The sequence below is a fragment of the Micromonospora sp. NPDC048169 genome (genome assembly GCF_040652815.1).
Lineage (GTDB): Bacteria > Actinomycetota > Actinomycetes > Mycobacteriales > Micromonosporaceae > Micromonospora.
The window spans coordinates 69,447-93,690 of the sequence record NZ_JBEZMS010000021.1; the positions used below are offsets into that span (position 1 = coordinate 69,447).

Here is a 24,244-nt window from a genome sequence, read left to right on the forward strand (position 1 = left end):
CCGGCGCCCGGGCGGCCCGTCAGCCGGCGAGCAGGGCGCGGATCGGGGCGGCCTTGGCGGCGGCCTCGGCGACCTCGGCGGCCGGGTCGCTGTCCCAGGTGATGCCGCCGCCGGCCCACAGGTGCAGCAGGTCACCGTCGGCGGCGGCGGTGCGGATGGTCAGGCCCAGGTCGAGGCGGTCGGGGCCGACCCAGCCGAGCGCGCCCATGCTCGCGCCGCGTCCGACGGGCTCGAGCGCGGCGATGCGGGCCAGGGCAGCGTGTTTGGGTGCGCCGGTGACCGACCCGCCGGGGCACACGGCGCGCAGCAGGTCGGCCAGGCCCAGGCCGTCGGCGGGCGCCGCCGACACCGTGGACTCCGCCTGCCACAGGTCACACCAGCGGCGTACGGCGAACAGCTCGTCGACGCGCACCGAGCCGGTACGGGCCACCCGGGCCAGGTCGTTGCGTTCCAGGTCGACGATCATGACGTGCTCGGCGCGTTCCTTGGCCGAGGCGAGCAGGTCGCGGCGTCCGGCGGCGGTGGCCGGGCGGGTGCCCTTGATCGGGCGGGTGACCAGCCGGCCGTGCTCGACGGCGATGAGGGTTTCCGGGGAGGCGCAGCCGAGCGCCCAGCCGGGGCCGTGCAGGGTGCCGCCGTAGCGGGCGCCGGGCAGCGCGGCGAGACGGGTGAGAGCGGGCAGCGGGTCTCCGGTGTAGGCGGCGGCGGCGTGGCCGACGACGTTGACCTGGTAGACGTCGCCGCGGGCGATGGCGGCGCGGACCGCGTCGACGGCGTCGGCGTGCGCGGCCGGGGTCCAGCTGTCGCGCCAGGGCCCGAGCCGCCACGGCGCCGGGGCCGCCGGCCGGGGCGCAGCGGGCATGTCGGTGTGGTGGTAGACGACCACGACCAGGTCGGGCAGCGCCGGCGCGGGACTCGGCGCGCCGGGCGACACGCCGATGGCGTACGCGCCGGCGGCGGCGGACAGGTACAGCGCGGCACCGCACACCGCGGCGTCCGGGTCGTGGCGACCGGGCCGGGCGAGGTCGTCGCGGTCGACGCCGTGCGCGGCGAGGAAGCGTTGCGCCAGGTCGGCGGGGTCGCCGCCGTCGCCGATCGACCAGTGCAGCCGGGCGGTCTCGACGAGCCGCCGGCGACATCCGGGCGGCGCGCCGGGAGCATCGACCTCCACCAGTGGGAGCGCTTCCACGACGTCCGGGCGGTTACGGGTCATCCGTTCAGCCCATTCTGGGTGAACAAGACGCATCCTTGCTCGTTGCCGCTCAGTTTTCCTTGGTACTGTGCGTCACTGGTCATGTGAACCATGACACAGTGCCCCCACAGTCCGGAGAACCCGATGTGTCAGCACCAGCCCACCTGCCCCTCCGCCGACGCGACCGACCGAGAGGCCGCCCGCGTTCTCGCCTGCTTCCCTGAGCAGGGCTGGAGCCTGCTCTGCAACGGTGTCATCGTCTTCGAGGACACCGGTGAGCTGCTCCCCGACGGGCGCACCATCGCCCCGCACCGGGGTCCGGCCCGCCACGCCCTCGTCGCCTGAGCGATCACGCAGCGTCAGTGAGCGTACGCGCCGGTCACGACCGTCCGGCGCGCCGGCCGGGGCGGCGAGAGCCCACCGCCCCGGCGTCCGCCGCTCAGTCCTCGAACGCCTCCGGCGCGGGACACGAGCAGACCAGGTTCCGGTCGCCGTACGCGCCGTCGACGCGCCGCACCGGAGGCCAGTACCGGCCCGCCCGGTCCACCCCCGCCGGGTAGGCGCCCACCGACCGCGGGTACGGGTGCGGCCACTCGTCTGCCGACACCATCGCCGCCGTGTGCGGCGCGTTGGACAGCGGGTTGTCCCCCGCCGGCCACTCCCCCGAGCCGACCCTGTCGATCTCCGCCCGGATCGCGATCATCGCGTCGCAGAAGCGGTCCAGCTCGGCCAGGTCCTCACTCTCCGTCGGCTCCACCATCAGCGTCCCGGCCACCGGGAACGACATCGTCGGCGCGTGGAAGCCGTAGTCGATCAGCCGCTTCGCCACGTCGTCGACGCTCACGCCGGTGGCCTTGGTCAGCGGACGCAGGTCCAGGATGCACTCGTGCGCGACGAGGCCCTTGTTGCCGGCGTACAGCACCGGGAAGTGGTTGCGCAGCCGCGCCGCCACGTAGTTCGCCGCCAGGACCGCCACGCCGGTGGCGCGGGCCAGGCCGTCGGCGCCCATCATCCGCAGATACGCCCACGGGATCGGCAGGATCCCCGCCGACCCGTGGTTCGCCGCCGAGATCGCCGGCCGCCCGTCGGCGCGCGCGCCGAGCGGGTCACCGGGCAGGAACGGCGCCAGGTGCGACCGCACCGCCACCGGCCCGACCCCGGGGCCGCCGCCGCCGTGCGGAATGCAGAACGTCTTGTGCAGGTTCAGGTGCGACACGTCCGCCCCGAACCGGCCCGGCTTGGCGAACCCGACCAGCGCGTTGAGGTTCGCGCCGTCGACGTACACCTGCCCGCCCGCGTCGTGGACCTTCGCGCACAGCTGGGCGATGCCGGTCTCGTACACGCCGTGCGTCGACGGGTACGTCACCATGATCGCGGCGAGCGCGTCCCGGTGCTTGTCGATCTTCGCGTCGAGGTCGACCAGGTCGACGTTGCCGTCGGCGTCGCAGCCGACCACCACGACCCGCATGCCGGCCATCACCGCCGACGCGGCGTTGGTGCCGTGCGCCGACGACGGGATCAGGCACACGTCGCGGTGACCCTCGCCGCGCTCACGGTGGTAGCCGCGGATCGCCAGCAGCCCGGCCAGCTCACCCTGCGACCCGGCATTGGGCTGCACGCTGACCGCGTCGTAGCCGGTCACCTCGGCCAGCCAGCCCTCCAGCTGCGCGATCAGCTCCCGGTACCCGGCGGTCTGCGCGTCCGGCGCGAACGGGTGCAGGTGCGCGAACTCCGGCCAGGTGATCGGCTCCATCTCGGTGGTCGCGTTGAGCTTCATCGTGCACGACCCCAGCGGGATCATGCCCCGGTCCAGCGCGTAGTCGAAGTCGGCCAGGCGGCGCAGGTAACGCAGCATCGCCGTCTCCGAGTGGTGGCTGCGGAACACCGGGTGGGTGAGGAAGCCCGACGTGCGGGCCAGCCCGTCCGGCAGCGCCGTCACGGTGTCGCCGTCGAACCCGTCGACGCCGAACGCCGCCCACACCGCCTCAAGGTGCGCGGGCGTGGTGGTCTCGTCGCACGACACGCCGACCCGGTCGGCGTCGACCAGCCGCAGGTTCACGTTGCGCTCGGCCGCGGCGGCCACCACGTCGGCGGCCCGGCCCGGCACGATCGCGGTGACGGTGTCGAAGAACGGCACGTCGGCCACGTCGACGCCGCCGGCCCGCAGCCCGGCCGCGAGCCGCGCCGCCGCCTCGTGGGTACGCCGGGCGATCGCGCGCAGCCCGTCCGGGCCGTGGTAGACGGCGTACATGCCGGCCATCACCGCGAGGAGCACCTGCGCGGTGCAGATGTTGCTGGTCGCCTTCTCCCGGCGGATGTGCTGCTCGCGGGTCTGCAACGCCAGCCGGTACGCCGGGTTTCCGTCGGCGTCGCGGGACACCCCCACCAGGCGGCCCGGCAGCATCCGCTCCAGGCCCGAACGCACCGCCAGGTAGCCGGCGTGCGGCCCGCCGAAGCCCATCGGCACACCGAACCGCTGGGTGGTGCCGGCGGCGATGTCGGCGCCGATCTCGCCCGGCGGGCGCAGCAGCGTCAACGCCAGCAGGTCCGCCGCGACAGCCACCAGCGCGCCCACGCCGTGCGCCGCCTCGACCAGCGCCCGGTGATCCCGGACCGCGCCGGAGGCGCCCGGGTACTGCAGGTGCAGGCCGAAGAACTCCGCCGGCAACTCGTCGCGCTCCACGTCGATCACGCGCACCTCGATGCCGAGCGGCTCGGCGCGGCTGGCGATCACCGCGACGGTCTGCGGCAGCGCGTCGGCGTCGACCACGTACACCGGGCTCTTGCTCTTGGACGCGCGGCGCGCGAGCGTCATCGCCTCGGCCGCGGCGGTGCCCTCGTCGAGCATGGAGGCGTTCGCCGTGGCCAGACCGGTCAGGTCGGTGACCATGGTCTGGAAGTTCAGCAGCGCCTCCAGCCGGCCCTGGCTGATCTCCGGCTGGTACGGCGTGTACGCGGTGTACCAGGCCGGGTTCTCCAGCACGTTGCGGCGGATCACCGCCGGGGTGTGCGTGCCGTGGTACCCCAGGCCGATCATGGACACGGCGACGGTGTTGCGGGCGGCCAGGGCGCGCAACTCGGCGATCGCCTCCCGCTCGCTCGCCGGAGCCGGCAGGTCCAGGGTGCCGTGCCAGCGGATCACCTCGGGGATCGCCGCGTCCATCAGCTCGTCGACGGAGCCGTAACCGACGGTCTCCAGCATCCGGCGTTCGTCGTCGCGGCCGGGACCGATGTGCCGGTCGGCGAACTGCTCTGCGGTCATGCGCTGCGCTCCTTGGTGGGGCGAGGTCGACGGGTCGGCCTCCCCCTGAGTCGCGCTGACGCGCTCCACAGCGCCTGCCCACGTGGTCCTTTTGCCTGAGAGGTTCCGGGGAGAATCTGCCCCTTCGGCGCCGTCGGATCGACGGTCTCTCCCACGTGGGTGGTACCGGCACCTTCCACGCTACCAGCGGGCGTGTTTCCGGCTCATGTCCCGGGGGATGATCACACCGCCGCCGGGGCCGCCACCAGCCGGTCGGCCAGCGCGCACAGCGTGGCACCCAGCGGCGCGTCCAGGCGCAGCGCCGCGTACCCGTCGCCACGGGTGACACCCTGGTTGACGATCGCCACCGGGATGCCGTGGCGGGCCGCCCGCAGCACGAACCGCCGCCCCGACATCACCGTCAACGACGACCCGAGCACCAGCAGCGCCCGGGCCCGCTCGACCAGGGCGAAACAGTCGGCGACCCGGGGCGCGGGCACCGTCTCACCGAAGAACACCACGTCCGGTTTCAGCATGCCCGTGCCGCAGAGCGCGCAGCCGACAGTGCGGAACCCGGTCACCGCCTCGTCGGGCAGATCCACGTCACCGTCGGGGTTGACACGCGCCACCCGGGCGTCGAAACCCGGGTTCGCCTCCGACAGCCGCCGGTGCAGCTCGTCGCGGCCGGTGGCGTTGCCGCAGTCCAGGCACGTCACCTCGTCGAGGCGGCCGTGCAACTCGATCACCCCGGCCGCGCCGGCCGCCGTGTGCAGCCCGTCGACGTTCTGGGTGATGATCCCCCCGAGCAGCCCGGCCGCCTGCAACCGGGCCACCGCCCGGTGCCCGTCGTTCGGCGCCGCCCGCGCGATCATCTGCCAGCCCAGGTGGCTACGCGCCCAGTACCGCCGCCGCGCCAGCGGATCCCGGGTGAACTCCTGGTACGTCATCGGGGTGTGCCGCCGGGCCGCGCCGCTGGGCCCCCGGTAGTCCGGGATGCCCGACTCGGTGGACAGGCCCGCGCCGCTGAGCACCACCACACCACCGGCGGCCACCAGCCGCGTCAACTCCTCGAACGCCTCACTCACCCGTCCATGCTCCCTCGCCGGCACGGTGATCGGCGAGGCCGGTCACCCGGCGGGGTACGCCCGGGCGGGCTAGGTTGACCATATGCGCGTCGTCATCGCCGGAGGCCACGGAAAGATCGCCAAACTGCTGGAGCGGGAACTGGCCGGACGCGGCGACACCGCGGTCGGACTCATCCGCAACCCCGACCACGCCGCCGCGCTGCGCGCCGCCGGTGCCGAACCCGTCGTCTGCGACCTGGAACACACCGACGTCGGCACCCTCGCCGCGCACCTGCACGGCGCCGACGCGGTCGTGTTCGCCGCCGGCGCCGGACCCGGCAGCGGCGCCGACCGCAAGGACACCGTCGACCACGGGGCCGCCGTGCTGCTCGCCGACGCCGCCGTCCAGGCCGGGGTACGCCGCTACCTGCTGGTCTCCTCCATGGGCGTGGACGCCGCCCCCGCCGACGGCACCGACGACGTGTGGGCGGCGTACCTGCGGGCCAAGAAGGCCGCCGAGGACGACGTCACCACGCGGGACCTCGACGTGACGGTGCTGCGGCCCGGCCGCCTCACCGACGACGAACCCGAAGGCCGCATCACCCTGGCCCGGCACGTCGAACCCGGCGCGATCAGCCGCGCCGACGTGGCCCGGGTGCTGCTCGCCCTGCTGTACGCCCCGGCCACCGCCGGGCACACCCTGGAACTGGTCGGCGGGGACAGCCCCATCGCCGAGGCGATCGCCGCCGTCTGACCCGCCGGCACGTCCCGGCCCGCCGGGACAGGCGGGCCGGGACAGGCGCTCAACGCTGGTGACGCGACAACGCCGGCTGCGGCACGCCCCCACCGCCCTGCGGCAACTCCCGGGCGATCCGCTCCATCGTGCGCGCCAGCTGCTCACTGCCGTCGTCGAGGTGCCGCGCCGCCGCCTGCATGTGCGAGATCATCATCTCGCCGAAGATCCGCAGCGCCTCCCGCGCCGCCACCGAGTCGTCGAAGCCGCTCCCGGCCGCGCTGCGGTACTCCGCCACCGCCCGCTCGGCCTCCCGCTTCGCCTCCTCCGCCGCCGCCCGCATGTAACTCTCGTACTGGGTACGGGCGTACTCGGCGACCCGGCGCGCGTAGTCGTGGGCCTGCGCGATGATCTGCTCGGCCTCCCGCTGCGCCGCCGACAACAGGTTGACCTCCTTCGCCGCCGGCGCCACCGCCGCCTCGGCGCTCGGGATCACCCCGTGCCGGTGCAGCTCCAGATGGTCGTTGAGCCGCTCGTTCTCCGCCCGCAGGTTCGCCACCTGCGCCGCCAGCAGATCCAGCTCGTCGGCCACCTGCAACCGGAACCGGTCCACATCGGTCTGGTCGTAGCCGCGCCGGGTGAACGCCGCCGACCCGAACTCCCACCGCCGGACCCGGTCGGCGGTCAACCGCACCTGCACCGGACCGGACACCTGCTGCGCGTCGTAACCACTGATCGGGCCCGCGCTCACCGGCTCACCTCCGTTGTTCCCGGCCCGTCGGCGCCGGTCATCGTCCGCCACGCCGGGCCGTACCAGTGCTTGCCGTAACCCTCGTGATGCACCTGGCCCGGCTCGTAACCGGCAGCGGCGAACGCCGCCACCGAATGACCCACCATCTCGTCGGACCCGCACACGTACACATGCCGCGACCGCCAGTCCCCGTCGGCCAGCGCCCGGTCGGCGATCCGCACCGGCTCCCCCGGCCGCCCCGGCTCCGCCCCCGCCACGTACGACACCCGCAGCCACGGATGCGTCGCCGCCAACTTGTCGATCGCCTCGCTGTCGTAGAACTCCGTCCGCGAACGGGCACCCACATACAGGTCCACCCGCCGCCCCGAACCCTCCGCCGCGACCTGCTCCACCAGCGCCTTCACCGGCGCCCAGCCGGTGCCACCGGCCAGCAGCAGCAGATCCGACGACCCGGCCTGCCACAACGTCAACCGGTCCCCCACCGGCGACGCCAAATGGATCTGGTCACCGGCCGCGCACCCGTACACCAGCCGCGACGACACCACACCACCCGGCGCGGCCCGCACATGCAGCTCCACAGTGCCGTCCGGACGCGGCGCGTTCGCCGGCGAGTAGTACCGCCACGACCGCACCGCAGGATGCGACACCCCGATCGACTGGCCCGGCCGGAACGGCAACAGATACTGCGGACGCACCGTCAGCACCGCCACGTCGAACGTGCGCTGCTCGTGGGTCAGCACCTCCGCCACCCACCACGGCGGCGACTGCGACTCCGCGGCCTGCGCGCCCTCCGTCATCACCTGCGCGACCAGCCCGTACGCCGCGGTCCAGTCGGCGGCCAGTTCCTCGGTCCACGCCTCACCGCAGAAGTGCCGCAACGTCGCCAGCAGCGCCTCACCGACGGCCGGGTAGTGCTCGGCGCGCACCGCGAACTTCCGGTGATCCGCGCCGAGGTCCCGCAGGAACCCGACCAGCCGGTCCACCTGATCCACGTGGGACACCACATGCCCCAACGCCGCCACCAGACGGTCCCGCTGCCCGGCCATGTTCGTCGGGAACATCTGCCGCGTCTCCGGATGCGACAGGAACAGCGTCGAATAGAAGTAGAGCGGCACCTGGTCGCCGTGCGCGGCGACCAGGGACCAGCTCTGCTTGAGCCGTGCGACGTCCACGCTCAGGCGTCTCCCGCCGACACGACCTGCTCCCGCACCTGCCCGAGCACGACCTGCACGTCGGCGATCACGTCCGCCGGCACGCCCAGCTCCACCAGCGTCGCGGTCAGGTGCTCACCGACCTTCGCGTAGTGCTCGCCCGTGATGTTCAACGGCTGGTGCGCCTCGTCCAGCCCGCGGCCCGCGTACTCGTTCGGGCCACCCAGCACCACCGCCAGCATCAACGCCAGGTGCCGCCGCTGCTCCACCATGTCCACGTCGGCGAAGTAGCCGGCCAGATCAGGATCGGCCAGCACCTTGTCGTAGAACAGCTCCACAGCGGCCTTCACCGCCGCCGCGCCACCGATGCGCTCGTAGTGGGAGATCGGGGTGGTCTCGCTCGTCACCGTCATGCTCGGTCCTTCCAGCAGGGGTCCGCGGTCAGCGCCGCGGCAGGGGTTCGCCGTCCGGCGCGGCATCACACAGCGTTCCGCCGTGATCTCGACACGCCGACGACCGGAACGGACCATAGCGTGCCCGACGCGCCAGTTCACGCCCACCCTGTCCGGATCCCGAGAACTGTCAACTACGGACAGTCAACAACCGGGGCGAGGTCGATGAACAAAGAGCTACCAGGCGGCGACAGCAGGTGAACACGAACGACGTACCGTCCTTTTCGGACATCACGTGCGCAGCGGCAGTGACCTGCGGACATTCACGCACTACTCGAACCGCGCCGCACACACCCCGAAGGCCACCGGGAAGGAGCACACCCCGTCACCAAAACACGAATCGCGCCACACCCTTTTCGGGCGCGGCGCGATCCCGTCAACGAGACGCGACGCAGGTCACCCGGCCCGACGCCGGGCCCGCCGCGCCGCCAACTCGTCACCCACCGGCTCGGCCTCCGGCTCCGCCGCGGCCGCCGGCTCCTGCCCACCCACCGGCTCCGCCGGCAGATGCGACAACGAACCCTGGATCTCCTTGAACGCCCCACCGATAGCGATGCCGAACACCCCCTGGCCGCCCTGCAACAGGTCGACCACCTCCTCCGGAGACCGGCACTCGTACACGGTCGTCCCATCGGAGATCAACGTGATGCCCGCCAGATCGTCCACCCCACGCGACCGCAACGCCTCGATCGCCTTCCGGATGTTCTGCAACGACACCCCGGCGTCCAGCAGCCGCTTCACGACCTTCAACACCACCAGGTCGCGGAACGAGTACAACCGCGACGTCCCCGAACCCGAAGCGTCACGCACACTCGGCACCACAAGCGCCGTACGCGCCCAGTAGTCGAGCTGCCGGTAACTGATGCCCACCGCCGAACACGCGGTCACACCCCGATAACCGACCTCGCCGTCACCGGCCGGATCGGCCCCCACACCCGCCTGCTGCTGCTCCACACTCGGACCAGGATCCCGCGGCTCGTGCATCCGGACCAACCTCCCCGCGCCCGTGGCGGTGCCGCGCCGACTCCCCGTACGCGCACCACTCGACACGGCAACCCTAACGCCGCCCCCCGCACTTCACCCGCAGGAGACACCACGACACGCCGCGCCACCACCCGGCGACACCACGCACCGGCACGCCTCAACCCGCGAAGTCCTCCGGACGCACCTGATCCAGGAACTCCCGGAACTTCTCCACCTCGTCCTCCTGCTCGTCCGGGATCACGATCCCCGCCTCGCTGAGGACCTGCTCCGCACAACGAATCGGAGCACCCACCCGCAACGCCAACGCGATGGAGTCACTCGGCCGCGCCGACACCCGCACCCCGTCACCCAGAAGCAGATCCGCGTAGAACACGTTCTCCTTCAACTCGGTGATCTCCACCGCCCGCAACGGCGCCTGCAACGCCGCCAGCACATCCCGCAGCAGATCGTGCGTCAACGGCCGGGCCGGCTTGACCCCCTGCTGCTCATAGGCGATCGCCGTCGCCTCGACCGCGCCGATCCAGATCGGCAGATAGCGGTCCCCCTCGACCTCCCGCAGCAGGACGATCGGCTGGTTACTGGGCAGCTCCACCCGAACTCCGACCACGCTCAGCTCGCGCACCGCCGCCTCCGTGTCGTCGTCACCTTGCACCGCGCCCTTCCCTGCACGGTACACGGACCAGGACACGGGAGTCCCACGCGCTACGTGCACCACGCCTCGCCGGACGGGCATACCCCGGCAAGCCTACGACACGCGCCACCAAGCAGATCTTTCCGCGCCCACACGCGACGAAGGGCCGGACGCCGTAACGGCACCCGACCCTCCGCACCGACCTCACCGGCCCAACGTCGACCGCAACCCCACCCGCAGCAACGCCGCGTGCAACCGCTGCGACAACGCCACCAGCTCCCGCGCCGTCTCCGCCGCCCGAGCCCGCGCCGCCGGATCACTCTGCCGCGCCAACGGCGCCACCAACTGCGCGAACAAGCCGACCTCACGATCCGCCGCCGACCGGTACGCCCGCAGATGCCGCGGCTCCAACCCGTACGCCGCCAGACCCGCCACCGCACTCGCGATGATCAACGCATCCGCGTCGTACCACCCCGGCGGATCCGACACCAGCACACCCAGCCGCTCCAACTCCGCGAGCGTCGACTCGTCAACACCACTACGAGCGATCAGACCGGCCCGGTCCAGCCGCACCTCCGACGACTCGGCCGACTCCCCCGGCTCCCGGCCCGGAACCTCACCACCCGGACCCACAGCCACCAGGTTCGGCCGCCCCCGCCCCGGCGACGGGCCAGACCCGTCCCACCGGGCCAACTGCTCCCGGATCACCCGCAACGGCAGATACTGATCCCGCTGCGCGGTCAACACGAACCGCAACCGCGCCACATCGTCCCAGCCGTACTTCCGATAACCCGCCGGCGTCCGCTGCGGCTCCACCAGGCCCTCGGCCTCCAGGAACCGCAACTTCGAGATCGTGACGTCCGGAAACTCCGGCCGCAACTGCGCCAGCACCTCGCCGATACTCATCAGCGCAGGCGCCCGCGCCGCCCCGGACGGCGTCGAAGCCGCAGGCTCGTTCACCCCCGGCCGGCCTCCTCCGGACGCGGACCGGCGATGAACACCACCCGGAACTTACCGATCTGCACCTCGTCACCGTTACTCAACGTGGCCGCCTCGACCCGCTCACGATTCACGTACGTGCCGTTCAGGCTGCCCACATCCCGCACCGTGAACGTCCCACCGTCACGGTGGAACTCCGCGTGCCGCCGCGACACCGTCACGTCGTCCAGGAAGATGTCACTGTCCGGGTGCCGCCCACTCGTCGTCACATCGTGGTCCAACAGGAACCGGGCACCCGCATTCGGACCCCGGCGAACCACCAGCAACGCCATACCCGGCGGCAACGAACCGGACATCCGGCTCGGCACCACATCGGTGTCCGGCCCCTCCAGCACTTCGTCGAGCGAGCCGAGATTGAGCGTCGAAGTGACGTCGAGCGGGGGGAACTCGTCGTCTGGGCGCGTCATGGGACCACCTCACGGATCTGTTCGGTCGGCGTCAGGGAATGGCGGGTCTGGCCGCCGGGCAACACCACACCCGGCGGCTGGCTCCCCTTGCCCGGGAAGGCGCATTCCGCAACGCTCAAACTATTGGTTCTCGGTCGACTGGGCGAGCCTAGCCAGCGCCGAAATGCAGGGCAACCGGACGCGCGGAACCACGCCGCCGCCCGGAACAGCACGAACTCAGCTCTCGGTGAGCTCGCGGTACGCATCGGCGGTCAGCAAACCCTCGACCGCCGCCGGATCGTCCGGAGTGATCTCGACCAACCACCCCGCACCGTACGGATCCGTGTTGATCACCTCAGGGGTGTCGGCCAACGCCTCGTTGCGCGCCGACACCGTACCGCTCAGCGGCGCGTAGATCTCCGACACACTCTTCGTCGACTCGATCTCGCCCAGCGACTCACCCGCCGCCACCACCGCACCGGGCTCCGGCAGCTGCACGAACACGATGTCACCCAGGGCGTCCTGCGCGAAGTGCGTGATACCGACGCGGACGACACCACCGTCACCACCGACCACCCACTCGTGCTCGGCGGTGTACCGCAGATCCTCAGGAATCACCAGCTGCGTCCTTCGTCATCGGTGCACCGGAGAAACCGGCGCGGCCGCGACCGGTCACGAAACCGGCCGGGCGTGGTCCAGCTTGATCGGCGCGTGCAGCTGCGAAACCTCCACAACCTCACGATCCTCGGAGGTCACGTTACCGCCGCCGTCCCGCACCGATGCGACCACCCCGCCGGGAATGTTCAACGCCGTACGCATCGTCGCCGGATCACCGATCACCATGATCGTGAACGGACCCGTCAACCGACGCCCGTCCACCACCAGCGCACCATCGGGCCCGTCCACGAAATACGTCGACGCGATGACCCGCGCCGCCGTACCGTCCGCCCCCTGGATCTGCATCGCCTCCGCGCCCGCACCCCGCAACTCCTGCACCGCGTCCAGGATCCGCGTCGACGACACCGCCTTCGACGGCCCCGAGAACCGCACCTCAAGACCCGGGCCCACCGCCGGCAACGTACCCGCCAGGATGCCCAGCTCGTCCGCCCGCCGCGTCGCCTCCTCCAACGCCGCCTGCCGGCCCTGCTCACCCGAGCGCAACTGCCGCTGGCTCTCCTCCAGCAACTCGATCTCCTGGCGCAGCCGCCGCTCCCGCGAATCCAGATCCGACGAGATCCGCACCAGGTCCTCCTCCCGCGTCGCCGCGAGCGTCGGATCCGTCGACGTCGTCTTGAACTGCACCACCAGCGTGAAACCCAGCAACGCCAGCAGCACCGCGATCATCGCGCCCGCCGACGAGAACCGCCGGGCCACCGACGGCGCACCGGCCGCCGCACCCGGCTCCGGCTCGGACTCCGGCACCGCCTCCCGCTCCGCGGGCTCCGCCGCCTCGTCCGGCACCGGCTCCACCGGCGCCAACGGGCTCAACTCGTCCGGATCGGGCGCGTCCGGGCGCGGATCCGGCTCACCAGCCGGACCCGACGGCCGCGCCGGCTCCCCCGGCCGCGGCCACCCCGTCCCCGTCTCCCTGTGTTCCTCGCTCATCGCCACAAACCTACGCCCGGAACAGGTGCCGGCGGATCGCCGCCACGTTTCCGAAGATGCGCACGCCGAGCACGACCACCACACCCGTCGACAACTGACCGCCCACGCCCAACTGGTCACCCAGATACACGATCAGACCCGCCACCAGCACATTCGAGATGAACGACACCACGAACTGCTTGTCGTCGAAGATCCGGTCCAGCTTCGCCCGCACCCCACCGAACACCGCGTCCAACGCGGCCACCACAGCGATCGGCAGATACGGCTGCAACGCCGCCGGCACGGTGGGGTCCAGATACACCCCGAGCACCACACCGGCGAGCAACGCCAGCACCGCGATCATCGGCCACCTCCCGAAGGGCTGGAAGAAACACCCGGGCCGGACGACCCAGGACTCGACGAACCGGCGGCACCCGAACCCGACGGGCGCGCACTCGCGCTCGGACCCGGCGTCGCCGGAGGCTCGGCGTAGCGTAGCCGCGGCTGCGGCGCCGCCGGCAACGTGAGGTCACCGACCCGCTTCACCCCGAACGACAGACCCGTCGTCCGCGCCACCTCACGCATCAACGCCGCCGCCCGGCTCTCGTCGAACCGGTCCCGCATCGACCTCGGCCCGATCGCCTGCACCTCGTACGGACCCGTCACCGGCCGGTAGTCCACCAGGATCGCCTCACCCGCCGACCGGATCGTCGACGTCGCCGTCAACCGCTGGCCGTTCACCGCCACCGCCTCGGCGCCCGCCGCCCACAACGCGTTAGCGACCTTCTGCAGATCCGAATACAGCACCCGGGACGGACCCGCGTCCCCGTTGGTCACGCCGTCCTCGTCCGCCGCCGCGTCGGCCAGCCGCACCACCACGCCGTCCCCGCGCACCCGGGCCAGGCCGGTACCCGCCTCCAGCGTGCGCAGCCGGGACGCCTGCGAACCGCTCAGCGTCGCGTCCCGCTGCCGGCCGACCTCCTCGCGCAACTGCTCGGCGCGCTCGGTCAACCGGTCGGTCTCCGCCTCCCGGCCCTTGATCTCGGCGACCAGGCCGGCCCGCGCCGTCGCGCGGCTCGGCTCCTCCGCCACCGTCTCCCGGTACGCCACCGCGAACAGGAACCCGATCACCGCCAGCACCAGCAGGCTCACCGGGCGGCCCAGCACCTGCCGCACCCGCGACATCGAGCCCGTCGCCCGGCGCTCCGACGCGTCCCCGTATCCCGGATCCAGCGGATTGCGGAACAGCTCGGTCAGGAAATCCGGCGCGTACACCCGGCTCGACGGGTCGCGCTCCTTCTCCCCGTCCCGGGACGGCGGCGCGGTCATGCCGCCGCCTCCGCGCGCCGCTCCCGCATGACCCGCACGAGGCGGCTGGCCTGCACCACGTACATCGCGCCGGCCACCCAGTAGAGGACCAGGCCCCACCAGGCCAGCCCCCAGCCGATTGCGCCGGCGGCGGTGCCGGCACCCGGCACAGCGTCCGCCAGCAGGAGGACCGGGAACGCCGCCAGCAGCAGGAACGTCGCGGTCTTGCCCATGTAGTGCACCGGCGGCGGGCCGTAGCCGTACCGGCGCAGCACGCCGAGGGACACCAGCAGCAGCAGCTCGCGGGCCAGCAGCGCCCCGGTGAACTGCCAGGGCACCACCTCGCGGGCGGTGAACGCGAGCAGCGTGGCGAGGATGTAGAGGCGGTCGGCCAGCGGGTCGAGTAGCTCGCCGAGCCGGCTCACCTGGCCCAGACGGCGGGCGATCCAGCCGTCCACCCAGTCGCTGGTGCCGCCCACGGCGAGCACCGCGATGGCGGCGACGTCGGCACGGACCACGAGGAACAGGTACAGGAAGACCGGCACGCCGACGAGCCGGACGAAGCTGATCAGGTTGGGCAGCGTGAGGACGCGGTCTCCCACGACCGTGGCGGCCCTGGAATCCGGTTGCTCAGCTGGAGCCGGCCGACGCGACACCGAACCCTCCCTTCGCAGCACGGTCCGGCAGCCGGACGAGCGGCCGCTGGAGGGACGTGCGCGTTGCCGGCCGGTCAGACGCCGGCGCCCTCTGTGATCCCGGGCTGGGACCTCCCCGACGCGGCCCGTGATCACGGGCCCGCCCAGTTGCGCTGCCACTATATCGGGCTCGCCCTTCCCGTCCGTTCGCCCCGCTGCGTGGTTGCTCAGCGGTGTCACGGTGGCGACCGTCACAACCGCTAAGGCATCCTAGGACACTAGTCGAGCGGTGGGAGGCGGGGCGGACGCCGGCGTGCCGGGTCAGGCGGTACGCGCGGCCGAGTCGGAGCCGGCCTGCGGGGCGGTCGTGGTGGCCGCCTGACTGAACGCCACAAGCGCCAGCAGCAGCTCGTGCTGCACCCGGTTGGGCATCCGGTCGAGCACGGCCTGCACCGCCCGGTGCCGCCTCTCCTGGAGGTCGCGCAGCAGCGTGTCCGCCGCCGCGGTCGGGATCAGCCGCACCTCCCGCCGGTCGCGCGGGTCGGCCACCCGGCGCAACAGGCCGACCGCCTCGAGGCGGTCGCAGAGCCGGCTCGCCGACGACGGGACCACGTCCAGCAGCTCGGCCAGCCGGTTCACGTTGGTGTCCGGATGCGACACGATCAGCGACAGCACCCGCAACTGGGTGGGTGAGACGCTGACGGTGTGCCGGGAGGTCGCGGAGTCGAGCACACCGATGAGCGCCTCCGCAGCCGACTCGATGGCCGCGGCAAGATTCGGAGGTCGCTCCACTCGCTGTCCCCTGCGATCGTCCCGCTCGTGTTCGCTCCGCCGCCCCGGTCACTGCCCCGTCGCGTCGTCGGACCGGCTGGAGCCCAGCCAGTCCAGGCAGACGACCACCGCGTCGTCGCGGAGATCCGCGTCGGCATGGTACGCGTGCAGTTCGCGCATCACCGTACCAACTGCCTCGGTCGCCGGCTGCAGCCGAGTCGACCGCATCGCGCGCGCCATCGCCCGGACGCCGTACGGCTCCTGGTCGTCGGGCTCCGCCGCGTACACCCCGTCGCTGACCACGAAGAGACGGTCGCCCGGATCCAGAGTGAACTCCTGCACGTCGTAGCGCGTCTCGGCGAACATGCCCAGCGGCAGTTGCTGCTCCAGCGCGATCGGCGTGACGCGGCCCCCGCGCAGCCGCAGCAGTTGCGGAGAGCCGGCGTCCACCACCCGCATCACGCCCCGCCGGCTGTCCAGCTCCAGCAGCAGGGTGGCCACGTGCCGGCTGCCCCGGTGCTGGTAGTAGATGGTGTCCGAGGCCAGCTCCGCCTGCTCCACCAGGCTGCCGCCGGACCGCCGGGCGTTGCGCATGGCGTTGACGGTCATCGCCGTCAGCATCGACGCGGCCAGGCCGATGCCGGTGCCGTTGAGCACGGTGAGGGTGAGCCGGTCACCGTCCACCGACCAGTCGAAGTGGTCACCGCCCACCGTGTACGCCGGTTCGAGCTGTCCGGCGAGCAGCGCGTCGCCCAGCCGTACGCTGCGCCCCGGCAACAGGTCCCACTGCATCTCGGCGGCCATGCTCAGCCGTTCCCGCCGCCGGGCCCGCCGGTAGCGGTCGGTCTCCCGGTCGGCCGCCCGGATCGCCACGGCGAGTTCCCCGGCGGCGTCGCGGGCGGCCTCCACGGTGGCCGCGTCCGGGTCGCCGGGCAGCTCCACCATCAGCACGCCGAGCCGCTCGCCCCACACCGACAGCGGCAGGTACGCCCGGCAGCGGCCGTCCTCGACGATGTCCAGAACCGGCTCCTGGCTGCTGAAACAGCGCTGGGCCACGCTGCGGGCCAGCAGCGGGCCGCCGTCGGGCACATCCGGGTCGAGCACCGGCCAGAGTCCGCTGGCGCGGTAGTCGGCGACGAACACCTCCGCCCGCGCGGCCCCGAGCGTCTGGCGCAGCACCGCGTCCGCGGTCTCCACCAGCTTGTCGGGCGGCGCCGTGCGCAGGGCACGCGACACCGTTCCGGACGCCTCCGGCATGCTCATCCTCCGATGACGACTATTGCTACAGAGCAAACATCATACGAAGGCCACGGGACGGCGTACGCTCCGCCTCGGCCGCGCGTGCCGGGACCGGCTCAGCCGGCCGGGCGCGACGCCAGCGCGCCGTGGAACGCGTCCGGCACCGGCTCCGGCTCCCCCACCGGCCGCCACCGCGCCACCGGCACGATGCCGTCGCCGGTCGGCTGCCAGCGGCCCAGCAGCGGCGCGAACCGCCCGGGCGCCCGCATCCGGAACGCCGGACCCATCATGGCCAGCGCCTCCGGGTGCCCGGCCAGTTCCTCGGAGTCGAAGTCGATCGCCAGCCGGCTGCCCGGCGCCACCGCCTGGTACAGCTCGTCGAGCGTACGGGCGAGGGTGTCGTCGTCCAGGAACGCCGCCAGCCCGAGGAAGACCACCCCCACCGGCCGTCTCCCCCAGCCCGGCACGAAGCGGTGCAACTGCGCCCGGTCGACGGTCCCGATGTCGGTGGCGTCGCCGTAGCCGTAGCCGGCCCGGTCGCTGCCGGCGAGCAGGCGCCGGCCCAGCCGGACCGTCTCCGGGTCCACGTCGGTGTAGAGGACCGTCGCCTCCGGCGCGACCTCGTGCACGTTGCCGCAGGTGGGCACGCCCGCGCCGAACACCAGGAAGCCGTCGATCCCGTCGTCGGCCATGGCCCGCACGGTACGGCCGAGGAAGCCGCGCAGCGAGCGGAAGATCGCCGCGCAGGGCCCGTACGCCGCCTCGAACGCCGTCGCGGCGGCCACGTCCACCGGGCGGTGGTGCCGGCCGCCGAGCCAGTAGTCGATCATGCGGGCGGTGCTCGGTCCGTCCGGCTGATCCATCGACGGGGCTCCCTCCCCTGGGCGCTGCACGCCAGCGTACCCAGCGGACGAGCCCGCCGGTATCGCCCCGGGCCGAACGTCCCGGCCGCGATACTGGCCACGGGGGTGCCCGCCACGAGGAGGTACTGGTGAACTCGGCGAACGGGGCCGCGGTGGTGGCCGGAGTGGACGGCTCCGAGCCCGCGACGCGGGCGGTACGCCTGGCGGCCCGGGAGGCGCGGGCGCGCAACCGGCCGTTGCGTCTGGTGCACGGCTTCATCTGGCCGCTGATGCGCGTGCCGGTCTCCGCGCCGGCCGGGTCACCACCCGGTGCGGGGCTGCGCCACCAGGCCGAGCAGCTGGTCGCCGACGCGGTCGCGGTGGCCGAGGCGGAATCGCCGGGGCTGCGCATCACCGGCGAGATCATCGACGGCGAGGCGGCGGCGGTACTGCTCGCCGAGTCCCCCACCGCCGCCGTGATCGTGCTCGGCGACCGGGGCCTGGGCGGCTTCGCCGCGCTCGTGATCGGCTCGGTCGCCCTGCAGGTCGCCTCGTACGCCGACTGCCCGGTGCTGATCGACCGCGGCGCCGCCCGCCCGGACGGCCCGGTCGTGGTCGGCGTGGACGGCTCCACACTGTCGCGCGGTGCCGTCGAGTTCGCCGCCGAGACCGCGGCGGTGCGCGACGCGCCGCTGCGGGTGCTGCACGCGGCCTCGCGCAACCGGGACGACGCCGAGCAGGAGCGGGTGCTCGCCGAGGCGCTCGCCGGGATCGGCGAGCGGTGGCCGGCGCTGGCGGTGCACACCGAGGCGATACGCGCCAAGCCGGTCGCGGCGCTGGCCGCGGCGTCCCGCGACGCGCAACTCGTGGTGGTGGGGCGGCAGGGCCGGGGCGAGCTGAGCGGGCTGCTGCTCGGCTCGGTGAGCCAGGGGATCCTGCACCGGTCCGCCTGCCCGGTCGCGGTGGTCCGCGCCCCGGACTGAGCGCCGGCCCGTGCGGCCGGTCCGGCACGGTTGGTCCCGGCCCGGGCGGGTAGACGCCTACGGTCAGCGCACAGCGATCCGCAGGAGGCAGAGATGCCAGGACCACGGCCGGGCAGCAACGCGTACGACAAGCAGCGGGCACGCCTTCGCGACCTCGTCGAGCAGTCCGGACGGGCCGCCGACAAGGAGGCGAACCAGGTCGCCAACCGGATCCTCCAGGACGACAGGGGCCAACGCGGTGTGGTCCGGGGCGAACGGACCTACGGCCCCAAGGGCAACCGGGAACCGGGTGACCCGAAGTGAGGACGGCAGCGGTTGTCGACGGCGCCATCGCGGGCGCCGTCGGCAGCGCCGTCCTCAACGCGGTGTCCTACCTCGACATGGCGTTACGGGCCCGGCCGGCCAGCAGCACCCCCGAATCGGTGGCCGGACGGCTGGCCGACGTCACGCACGTCGACCTGGGCCCCGGCGACGAGGCGGCGAACCGCCGCTCCGGCCTGGGGCCACTTCTCGGGTACGCCACAGGCATCGCCGCCGGAGCCGCGTTCGGCCTGCTCGCCGCGCGTCGCCTGGTGCCGTTGCCGCTGGCCACGGTGCTGCTCGGCGGCGGGGTGATGGCCACCTCCGACGGCTCGATGACGGTGCTCGGCGTGACCGACCCGCGCACGTGGCGGCGCGGCGACTGGGTCTCCGACCTGATTCCGCACCTGGCGTACGGGCTGTCGGCCGCAGCCACCTGGCGGCGGCTGCGGCCGACGTCGGCGCGCGGTTAGCTCTCGTCGTCGGCGACCGGCTCACCGGCCGGGCCGTACGGCGACACCTGTCCCCTCGGGACGGGCCGTCCGGCGTCGGCGTTCGACGTGCCACGGCCTCGCGAACGGCCGCCCGCCTGGGTGGCCGTCTTACGGCTGTCCTGGCTGGTGGCGCCGAGGTCGTTCCGGCGCAGTTCCTCCTGCTGCGGCTTGACCACGGGTCTCTCCTTCCCGGTGGGAGCACACGGCGTCGGCCGCGCACCCGCCCCGCGTACCCGCCGCCGCCCGGCGCATTCCGGCTCGGCCCGGGGGTCTGGCCGGGGCCGGGGCGGGTAATGCGGGTGGATGCCAGACGATCGCAACGTCGCGCGAGCCCTGCTGGACCGGCAGTCCCGCACGTACGCGGAGGAGGCCGGCATCGCCCTGGCCGACCGGCCCGGCCCGCTGTACCAGTTGCTGGTGCTCACCACGCTGCTGAGCACCCGGATCCGGGCCTCGGTGGCGGTGGCCGCCGCCCGGGAACTGTTCGCCGCCGGTTACCGCACCCCGCAGGCGATGGAGGCGGCGACCTGGCAGGACCGGGTCGACGCGCTGGGCCGGGGTCACTACCGGCGCTACGACGAGCGGACCGCCACCATGCTCGGCACCGGCGCCCGGCTCTGCCTTGATCGCTGGCACGGCGACCTGCGGCGGCTGCACAGGGAGGCCGGCGCCGACCGGGCCGTGCTGCGCCGGCTGCTCACCGAGTTCCCCGGCATCGGCCCCACCGGCGCGGACATCTTCCTGCGCGAGGCGCAGTCGGTCTGGCCGGACGTGTGCCCGTACGCCGACCGGCGCACGCTCGCCGGGGCGCGCCGGCTGGGCCTGCCGGCGAGCCCGGGTGACCTGGTCGGGCTGGTCGGCGAGGCCGACTTCGGCCGGCTGGCGTCGGCGCTGGTGCGGGTGGCCCTGGGCGAGGAGTCGGCCGGCGAGGTGAGCCGCAGCGCCGCGACCGCCCACTGAGCCGGGCGGCTACTTGGCCGGGCCGGGCTTGGTGAGGTTCCAGGCCAGCAGCGAGGCGAGCAGCGCGAGCAGCACCACGCCGCCGGAGACGCCCTCCTCGCCGCTGCCGCGGCTCCCGGAGAACCCGAAGTAGATCACGGCAAGTCCGGCCAGCACGGTGATGAACGTACGCAGTCCTCGGTCCTTCACGCCCGCACCGTACGGCCGGCGGCCGGACACGGGACGGGGATCGGGCGGTTGTCCCCCGTCCGGGTGTCAGTCCGGGGAGCGGCCGACAGCGGGGCCGCGCAGCCGGACCCGGCGGATCGCGCGCCCGGCCACCTCGACCACCTCGACGGTGAGGCCGGGCAGCCGCACCCGCTCCCCCGGACCCTCGGGCAGCCGGCCCAGACCGGCCAGCACCAGCCCGGCCACCGTGGTGTACTCCCGCGACAGCGGGAACGTCACGCGCACGCCCACGTCGGGCAGGTCGTGCAGCGGGAAGTCGCCGGGCAGCAGCAACGCGCCGTCCGGCTCCCGCACGGCGCGGCGTACGTCCTTGTCGGTCTCGTCGTACAGCTCGCCGACCACCTCCTCGAGCAGGTCCTCCATGGTGACGAGGCCGTCCACGCCGCCGTACTCGTCGACCACCAGGGCGAGCTGTTCGTGGCGCTGGCGCAGTTGCCGCATCGCGTCGGCCACCGGCAGCGTGCCGGGTAGCAGCAGCGGCGGGCGGGCCCGGTCGCCGACGAGCGTGCCGTCGGCGTCCACCAGGTCGCGGATGTGCACGGTGCCGCGGACGTCGTCGAGGCCGCCCGGTCCGATCACCGGCGCCCGGGACCGCCCGGTCGCGGCCAGGTGCCGCATCGCGTCGGCCGCCGGCAGGTCGGCGGGGAGCGTGGTCACGTCGCGGCGCGCGACGAGGATCTCCCGCAGGGTACGGCCGGCGATGTCGAACGCTCCGGCGAGGATCTCCCGCTGCTGGGCGGACAGGCCGCGCTGGCTGACCAGCATCTCCCGCAGCTCCTCCTCGGTCACCTCCTCGCGGCTGGCGCGCGGGTCGCCGCCGGCGAGCCGGACCAGCAGGTCGGTGGAGCGGCCGAGCAGCCACACCGCCGGCCGCGACAGCCGGGCCAGCAGGTCCAGCGGGGCGGCGCTGATCAGCGCCCACCGTTCCGCCGTCTGCATGGCCAGCCGCTTGGGCGCCAGCTCCCCCACCACGAGGGTGAGGAACGTCAGCAGCAGCGTCACCACGAACACCGCCACCGGACGGGCGGCCGCGCCGAGGAAGCCCAGCGGGCCGACCAGCGGCTCGGCGAGTGTCACCGCGGCGGCGGCCGACGCGAGGAACCCGGCGAGCGTGATGCCGAGCTGGATGGTGGCCAGGTAGCGGTTCGGCTCGCGGGTGAGGCGGCTCAGGCGCGCCCCGGCCCGACCGGACCGCGCCAGCCGCCGCAACTGCCCCTCCCGCAGGCTCACCAGCGCCATCTCGCTGCCGGACAGGGCGGCGTTGACCAGGATCAGGACCAGCACCAGCGCGACCTGGACACCCATCAGTCGGTCTCCAGGTCGTCCAGCGAGATCGCGTGGGTCATCAGCCAGCGGGCCAGCGCGGCCATCCCGAACAGCCACAGCGGCGCCGACTCGGTGGGGCCGTTCGTGGCGAAGATGGCGAAGCGCAGGTCCGGTGCCCGGTACGCCTCGATCCGCCACTTGTGGTTCTTGTCCCGCCAGACCGCGGAAGGGTCCATGGCGTCACGGTAGGTGACCAGCGTGGGGCGGTGGCGCCGGTTGGCTCAGCCCGGCGGGCGGACCACCTCGCGGGCGTCGTCGGGCAACCGCCGGGTGGCCCCGCGCCGGTCCAGCAGCTCCAGCAGCGGCACCGCCACCCGGCGGGTGGTGCCGAGCGCCTGCCGGGCGGCGCTGAGCGTGAACGGCTGCGGCAGCCCGGCGAGCACGCGTACCGCGTCGTCCGGTGCGCCGGGCAGCAGCACCACGTTCTCGGCCAGCTTCAGCAGCGCGCCGGCCCGCACCGCGGCGCCGATCTCCCGAGGGCCGAGCCCGAGGTCGGCCAGGTGGTGCGCCTCGGGAGCCTGGAACGGGCGGTCGCCGTACTCGGCCCGGACCCGGTCCACCGCCCGGGCCACCGGGTCCGGCAGGGTCTGCTGCGGGGCCGCGGTGACCAGGCCGTCACGCAGCCGCAGCGGTGGGCGCAGCAGCGCCGTGACCAGGGCGCGGTCGGGCAGGTCGAGCCGGTGCCGCAGCACGTCGACGGGTACGCCCGCGGCGAGCGGATGCTCGGCGGCGTACCGGGTGACCTCCTCGGTGAGGCGGCGGCCCAGGTCCCGCCAGTGCTCCGGGTCGGCCAGCCACTGCCCCGCCACCGGCGTCGCGGTCGGTGGCACGCCCATCCGGGTCAGGTCCCCGGCCCGGACCAGCCGCCGTCGCCGCAGTTCCCCGGCCGGGTCCGGCCGCCCGTCCAGGCCGGCCAGCACCGCCGCGCGGGCGGCGGCCGCGCCCCGGCGGCGCAGCGGCGGCGGGTCCACGTCCAGCACCGTCACGCCGCCCGCGACGTGGTGCCGGCCGGGATCGCGCAACAGCGCCCGGTCGCCGATCAGCAGCGGCAACGGACGGGCCAGGCGCAGCCGTACCGTGTCCGGGCCCAGCGGCCGGACCCGGGCGGGCACCGCCGCCGAGCCCACGTGCAGGGTGAGCGTGGCCGGCAGGTCGGCGGCCGGATCGCCGGACAGCCGCACGTCGAGCAGGTCGGTACGCCCGAACCGGCCGGGGCTGAGCAGCGCGTCGCCGCGCCCGACCCGGTCCCGGGGCAGGCCGCGCGGGTTCACCGCGACCCGGGCCACCGCCTCGACGGCGGGGTGTGCGACGCCGAGCGAGTGCAGTCCGCGTACCCGTACCGTCTCGCCGGTGGCGGCCAGTTCCAGCTCGTCGCCGACGCGCAGCCGGCCGCCGCCGAGCGTGCCGGTGACCACAGTGCCGCTGCCCCGGACGGTGAACGCGCGGTCCACCCAGAGCCGCACCGGCGCGTCGGCGGCCGGGTCGGGCAGCCGGGCGGTCAGGCGGTCCAGGGCGGCGCGCAGCTCGGGCAGCCCGGCGCCGGTGACCGCGGAGACCGGCACCGCCTCCACCTCGCCCAGCGACGTGGCGGCGACCTCCGCGCGGGCCCGCGCGGAGGCCGGGCCGGGATCGGCCAGGTCCGCGCGGGTCACCGCGAGCAACCCGTACGACACACCCAGCGCGTCCAGCGCGGTCAGGTGCTCGGCCGACTGCGGCATCCAGCCCTCGTCGGCGGCCACCACGATCAGCGCGGCCGGGACCGGGCCGACACCGGCGAGCATGTTCGGCACGAACCGCTCGTGCCCGGGCACGTCGACGAAGGCGAGGGTGCCGCCCGAGGGCAGTGTCGTCCAGGCGAAGCCGAGGTCGATTGTCATGCCCCGGCGGCGTTCCTCCGCCCACCGGTCCGGTTCCATCCCGGTCAGCGCCCGCACCAGCGTGGACTTGCCGTGGTCGACGTGCCCGGCGGTCGCCACCACCCACATGCCGG

At 73.7% G+C, this 24,244-nt stretch carries 29 protein-coding genes and 1 riboswitch; of the genes, 6 read left to right on the top strand and 23 right to left on the bottom strand.

Annotation, left to right across the window (positions count from 1 at the left end; translation table 11 throughout):
• Window positions 1-19: 19 nt before the first annotated feature.
• Window positions 20-1,213 (bottom strand): chorismate-binding protein, encoded by a 1,194-nt coding sequence (locus AB0D28_RS19115; RefSeq protein ID WP_357387431.1) that lies wholly within the window; start codon window positions 1,211-1,213, stop codon window positions 20-22.
• Window positions 1,214-1,336: 123 nt separating this feature from the next.
• Here AB0D28_RS19115 and AB0D28_RS19120 point away from each other — a divergent pair, with 123 nt between their 5' ends.
• The gene (locus AB0D28_RS19120) at window positions 1,337-1,537 is read left to right on the top strand and encodes a DUF5999 family protein (protein ID WP_013286363.1); all 201 of its coding nucleotides are present in this window, start codon (window positions 1,337-1,339) and stop codon (window positions 1,535-1,537) included.
• Window positions 1,538-1,631: 94 nt separating this feature from the next.
• Here the strand turns inward: AB0D28_RS19120 and gcvP are convergent, their stop codons facing one another.
• Window positions 1,632-4,454 (bottom strand): aminomethyl-transferring glycine dehydrogenase, encoded by a 2,823-nt coding sequence (gene gcvP, locus AB0D28_RS19125; RefSeq protein ID WP_357387433.1) that lies wholly within the window; start codon window positions 4,452-4,454, stop codon window positions 1,632-1,634.
• Between the two features lie 73 nt (window positions 4,455-4,527).
• A riboswitch (glycine riboswitch) is annotated at window positions 4,528-4,618 on the bottom strand.
• Window positions 4,619-4,675: 57 nt separating this feature from the next.
• Entirely contained in the window at window positions 4,676-5,518 is an 843-nt protein-coding gene (locus tag AB0D28_RS19130) for an NAD-dependent protein deacetylase (RefSeq protein ID WP_357387435.1), read from the bottom strand.
• Window positions 5,519-5,600: 82 nt separating this feature from the next.
• Here AB0D28_RS19130 and AB0D28_RS19135 point away from each other — a divergent pair, with 82 nt between their 5' ends.
• The gene (locus AB0D28_RS19135; RefSeq protein WP_357387437.1) at window positions 5,601-6,251 is read left to right on the top strand and encodes an NAD(P)H-binding protein; all 651 of its coding nucleotides are present in this window, start codon (window positions 5,601-5,603) and stop codon (window positions 6,249-6,251) included.
• A gap of 49 nt (window positions 6,252-6,300) precedes the next feature.
• Here AB0D28_RS19135 and AB0D28_RS19140 read toward each other — a convergent pair whose 3' ends face one another.
• From AB0D28_RS19140 to AB0D28_RS19210, 15 genes are all read right to left on the bottom strand, one after another.
• Window positions 6,301-6,981: a DivIVA domain-containing protein gene (locus tag AB0D28_RS19140; protein WP_357387439.1), complete on the bottom strand. Its 681-nt coding sequence runs from the start codon at window positions 6,979-6,981 to the stop codon at window positions 6,301-6,303.
• Window positions 6,978-8,153, bottom strand: a complete 1,176-nt coding sequence (locus AB0D28_RS19145; RefSeq protein ID WP_357387441.1) for a globin domain-containing protein — start codon at window positions 8,151-8,153, stop codon at window positions 6,978-6,980. Before AB0D28_RS19145 ends, AB0D28_RS19140 begins: the two co-directional genes overlap by 4 nt.
• A 2-nt stretch (window positions 8,154-8,155) precedes the next feature.
• Window positions 8,156-8,545 (bottom strand): group 1 truncated hemoglobin, encoded by a 390-nt coding sequence (locus tag AB0D28_RS19150; RefSeq protein ID WP_194803355.1) that lies wholly within the window; start codon window positions 8,543-8,545, stop codon window positions 8,156-8,158.
• A 435-nt stretch (window positions 8,546-8,980) separates the two neighbouring features.
• A complete protein-coding gene (locus AB0D28_RS19155) occupies window positions 8,981-9,568 on the bottom strand; it encodes a MerR family transcriptional regulator (RefSeq protein WP_357387443.1) in 588 nt (195 codons plus the stop codon).
• Between the two features lie 157 nt (window positions 9,569-9,725).
• Complete coding sequence (locus AB0D28_RS19160) at window positions 9,726-10,190, bottom strand: bifunctional nuclease family protein (RefSeq protein ID WP_091577612.1); 465 nt, start codon at window positions 10,188-10,190, stop codon at window positions 9,726-9,728.
• 213 nt (window positions 10,191-10,403) lie between these two features.
• Complete coding sequence (locus AB0D28_RS19165) at window positions 10,404-11,105, bottom strand: MerR family transcriptional regulator (RefSeq protein WP_357387445.1); 702 nt, start codon at window positions 11,103-11,105, stop codon at window positions 10,404-10,406.
• 50 nt (window positions 11,106-11,155) lie between these two features.
• A complete protein-coding gene (locus tag AB0D28_RS19170) occupies window positions 11,156-11,605 on the bottom strand; it encodes an FHA domain-containing protein (protein ID WP_046570336.1) in 450 nt (149 codons plus the stop codon).
• A gap of 216 nt (window positions 11,606-11,821) precedes the next feature.
• The gene (gene gcvH / locus AB0D28_RS19175) at window positions 11,822-12,202 is read right to left on the bottom strand and encodes a glycine cleavage system protein GcvH (protein ID WP_357387447.1); all 381 of its coding nucleotides are present in this window, start codon (window positions 12,200-12,202) and stop codon (window positions 11,822-11,824) included.
• Window positions 12,203-12,256: 54 nt separating this feature from the next.
• Window positions 12,257-13,189, bottom strand: coding sequence for a DUF881 domain-containing protein (locus tag AB0D28_RS19180; RefSeq protein ID WP_357387449.1), 933 nt, complete (start codon window positions 13,187-13,189; stop codon window positions 12,257-12,259).
• A gap of 10 nt (window positions 13,190-13,199) precedes the next feature.
• A complete protein-coding gene (locus AB0D28_RS19185; protein ID WP_007071104.1) occupies window positions 13,200-13,532 on the bottom strand; it encodes a small basic family protein in 333 nt (110 codons plus the stop codon).
• Window positions 13,529-14,497: a DUF881 domain-containing protein gene (locus AB0D28_RS19190; RefSeq protein ID WP_357387451.1), complete on the bottom strand. Its 969-nt coding sequence runs from the start codon at window positions 14,495-14,497 to the stop codon at window positions 13,529-13,531. Before AB0D28_RS19190 ends, AB0D28_RS19185 begins: the two co-directional genes overlap by 4 nt.
• A complete protein-coding gene (locus AB0D28_RS19195) occupies window positions 14,494-15,132 on the bottom strand; it encodes a CDP-alcohol phosphatidyltransferase family protein (RefSeq protein WP_357387453.1) in 639 nt (212 codons plus the stop codon). Before AB0D28_RS19195 ends, AB0D28_RS19190 begins: the two co-directional genes overlap by 4 nt.
• Window positions 15,133-15,432: 300 nt before the next feature.
• Window positions 15,433-15,903: a MarR family transcriptional regulator gene (locus AB0D28_RS19200; protein ID WP_357387455.1), complete on the bottom strand. Its 471-nt coding sequence runs from the start codon at window positions 15,901-15,903 to the stop codon at window positions 15,433-15,435.
• Between the two features lie 48 nt (window positions 15,904-15,951).
• Window positions 15,952-17,139, bottom strand: coding sequence for a GAF domain-containing SpoIIE family protein phosphatase (locus AB0D28_RS19205; protein ID WP_357387457.1), 1,188 nt, complete (start codon window positions 17,137-17,139; stop codon window positions 15,952-15,954).
• Between the two features lie 98 nt (window positions 17,140-17,237).
• Complete coding sequence (locus AB0D28_RS19210; RefSeq protein ID WP_357387459.1) at window positions 17,238-17,984, bottom strand: SAM-dependent methyltransferase; 747 nt, start codon at window positions 17,982-17,984, stop codon at window positions 17,238-17,240.
• 128 nt (window positions 17,985-18,112) lie between these two features.
• Here AB0D28_RS19210 and AB0D28_RS19215 point away from each other — a divergent pair, with 128 nt between their 5' ends.
• The 3 genes from AB0D28_RS19215 to AB0D28_RS19225 all read left to right on the top strand — a co-directional run bounded on the left by AB0D28_RS19215 (window position 18,113) and on the right by AB0D28_RS19225 (window position 19,719).
• On the top strand, window positions 18,113-18,946 hold the full coding sequence (locus tag AB0D28_RS19215; RefSeq protein WP_357387461.1) for a universal stress protein: 834 nt from the start codon (window positions 18,113-18,115) through the stop codon (window positions 18,944-18,946).
• A 93-nt stretch (window positions 18,947-19,039) separates the two neighbouring features.
• On the top strand, window positions 19,040-19,249 hold the full coding sequence (locus AB0D28_RS19220) for a phosphatidylethanolamine-binding protein (protein ID WP_120569853.1): 210 nt from the start codon (window positions 19,040-19,042) through the stop codon (window positions 19,247-19,249).
• Window positions 19,246-19,719 carry a hypothetical protein gene (locus AB0D28_RS19225; protein ID WP_357387463.1) on the top strand — a complete coding sequence of 158 codons (474 nt, stop codon included), beginning with the start codon at window positions 19,246-19,248 and terminating at the stop codon, window positions 19,717-19,719. The genes AB0D28_RS19220 and AB0D28_RS19225 overlap by 4 nt, the downstream gene beginning before the upstream one ends.
• Here AB0D28_RS19225 and AB0D28_RS19230 read toward each other — a convergent pair.
• A complete protein-coding gene (locus AB0D28_RS19230) occupies window positions 19,716-19,916 on the bottom strand; it encodes a hypothetical protein (RefSeq protein ID WP_318334106.1) in 201 nt (66 codons plus the stop codon). The genes AB0D28_RS19225 and AB0D28_RS19230 overlap by 4 nt on opposite strands.
• 127 nt (window positions 19,917-20,043) lie before the next feature.
• Here AB0D28_RS19230 and AB0D28_RS19235 point away from each other — a divergent pair, with 127 nt between their 5' ends.
• Window positions 20,044-20,700 (top strand): hypothetical protein, encoded by a 657-nt coding sequence (locus tag AB0D28_RS19235; protein ID WP_357387465.1) that lies wholly within the window; start codon window positions 20,044-20,046, stop codon window positions 20,698-20,700.
• 9 nt (window positions 20,701-20,709) lie between these two features.
• On the opposite strand, the gene AB0D28_RS19240 is transcribed toward AB0D28_RS19235, so the two are convergent.
• The 4 genes from AB0D28_RS19240 to selB form a co-directional block, all read right to left on the bottom strand.
• The gene (locus AB0D28_RS19240; RefSeq protein ID WP_073829444.1) at window positions 20,710-20,889 is read right to left on the bottom strand and encodes a hypothetical protein; all 180 of its coding nucleotides are present in this window, start codon (window positions 20,887-20,889) and stop codon (window positions 20,710-20,712) included.
• Window positions 20,890-20,955: 66 nt separating this feature from the next.
• Window positions 20,956-22,233, bottom strand: a complete 1,278-nt coding sequence (locus AB0D28_RS19245) for a hemolysin family protein (protein ID WP_357387467.1) — start codon at window positions 22,231-22,233, stop codon at window positions 20,956-20,958.
• On the bottom strand, window positions 22,233-22,430 hold the full coding sequence (locus tag AB0D28_RS19250; protein ID WP_013286387.1) for a hypothetical protein: 198 nt from the start codon (window positions 22,428-22,430) through the stop codon (window positions 22,233-22,235). Before AB0D28_RS19250 ends, AB0D28_RS19245 begins: the two co-directional genes overlap by 1 nt.
• A 45-nt stretch (window positions 22,431-22,475) precedes the next feature.
• Complete coding sequence (selB, locus tag AB0D28_RS19255; protein ID WP_357387469.1) at window positions 22,476-24,239, bottom strand: selenocysteine-specific translation elongation factor; 1,764 nt, start codon at window positions 24,237-24,239, stop codon at window positions 22,476-22,478.
• Window positions 24,240-24,244 lie beyond the last annotated feature (5 nt).

Bases quoted from the DNA above. Each gene is read 5' to 3' on its own strand.
- AB0D28_RS19115 (WP_357387431.1), bottom strand. From the start codon at position 1,213: ATGACCCGTAACCGCCCGGACGTCGTGGAAGCGCTCCCACTGGTGGAG.
- AB0D28_RS19120 (WP_013286363.1), top strand. From the start codon at position 1,337: ATGTGTCAGCACCAGCCCACCTGCCCCTCCGCCGACGCGACCGACCGA.
- gcvP (WP_357387433.1), bottom strand. From the start codon at position 4,454: ATGACCGCAGAGCAGTTCGCCGACCGGCACATCGGTCCCGGCCGCGAC.
- AB0D28_RS19135 (WP_357387437.1), top strand. From the start codon at position 5,601: ATGCGCGTCGTCATCGCCGGAGGCCACGGAAAGATCGCCAAACTGCTG.
- AB0D28_RS19150 (WP_194803355.1), bottom strand. From the start codon at position 8,545: ATGACGGTGACGAGCGAGACCACCCCGATCTCCCACTACGAGCGCATC.
- AB0D28_RS19155 (WP_357387443.1), bottom strand. From the start codon at position 9,568: ATGCACGAGCCGCGGGATCCTGGTCCGAGTGTGGAGCAGCAGCAGGCG.
- AB0D28_RS19165 (WP_357387445.1), bottom strand. From the start codon at position 11,105: ATGAGTATCGGCGAGGTGCTGGCGCAGTTGCGGCCGGAGTTTCCGGAC.
- AB0D28_RS19170 (WP_046570336.1), bottom strand. From the start codon at position 11,605: ATGACGCGCCCAGACGACGAGTTCCCCCCGCTCGACGTCACTTCGACG.
- AB0D28_RS19180 (WP_357387449.1), bottom strand. From the start codon at position 13,189: ATGAGCGAGGAACACAGGGAGACGGGGACGGGGTGGCCGCGGCCGGGG.
- AB0D28_RS19185 (WP_007071104.1), bottom strand. From the start codon at position 13,532: ATGATCGCGGTGCTGGCGTTGCTCGCCGGTGTGGTGCTCGGGGTGTAT.
- AB0D28_RS19190 (WP_357387451.1), bottom strand. From the start codon at position 14,497: ATGACCGCGCCGCCGTCCCGGGACGGGGAGAAGGAGCGCGACCCGTCG.
- AB0D28_RS19205 (WP_357387457.1), bottom strand. From the start codon at position 17,139: ATGCCGGAGGCGTCCGGAACGGTGTCGCGTGCCCTGCGCACGGCGCCG.
- AB0D28_RS19210 (WP_357387459.1), bottom strand. From the start codon at position 17,984: ATGGATCAGCCGGACGGACCGAGCACCGCCCGCATGATCGACTACTGG.
- AB0D28_RS19220 (WP_120569853.1), top strand. From the start codon at position 19,040: ATGCCAGGACCACGGCCGGGCAGCAACGCGTACGACAAGCAGCGGGCA.
- AB0D28_RS19235 (WP_357387465.1), top strand. From the start codon at position 20,044: ATGCCAGACGATCGCAACGTCGCGCGAGCCCTGCTGGACCGGCAGTCC.
- AB0D28_RS19245 (WP_357387467.1), bottom strand. From the start codon at position 22,233: ATGGGTGTCCAGGTCGCGCTGGTGCTGGTCCTGATCCTGGTCAACGCC.
- AB0D28_RS19250 (WP_013286387.1), bottom strand. From the start codon at position 22,430: ATGGACCCTTCCGCGGTCTGGCGGGACAAGAACCACAAGTGGCGGATC.
- selB (WP_357387469.1), bottom strand. From the start codon at position 24,239: ATGTGGGTGGTGGCGACCGCCGGGCACGTCGACCACGGCAAGTCCACG.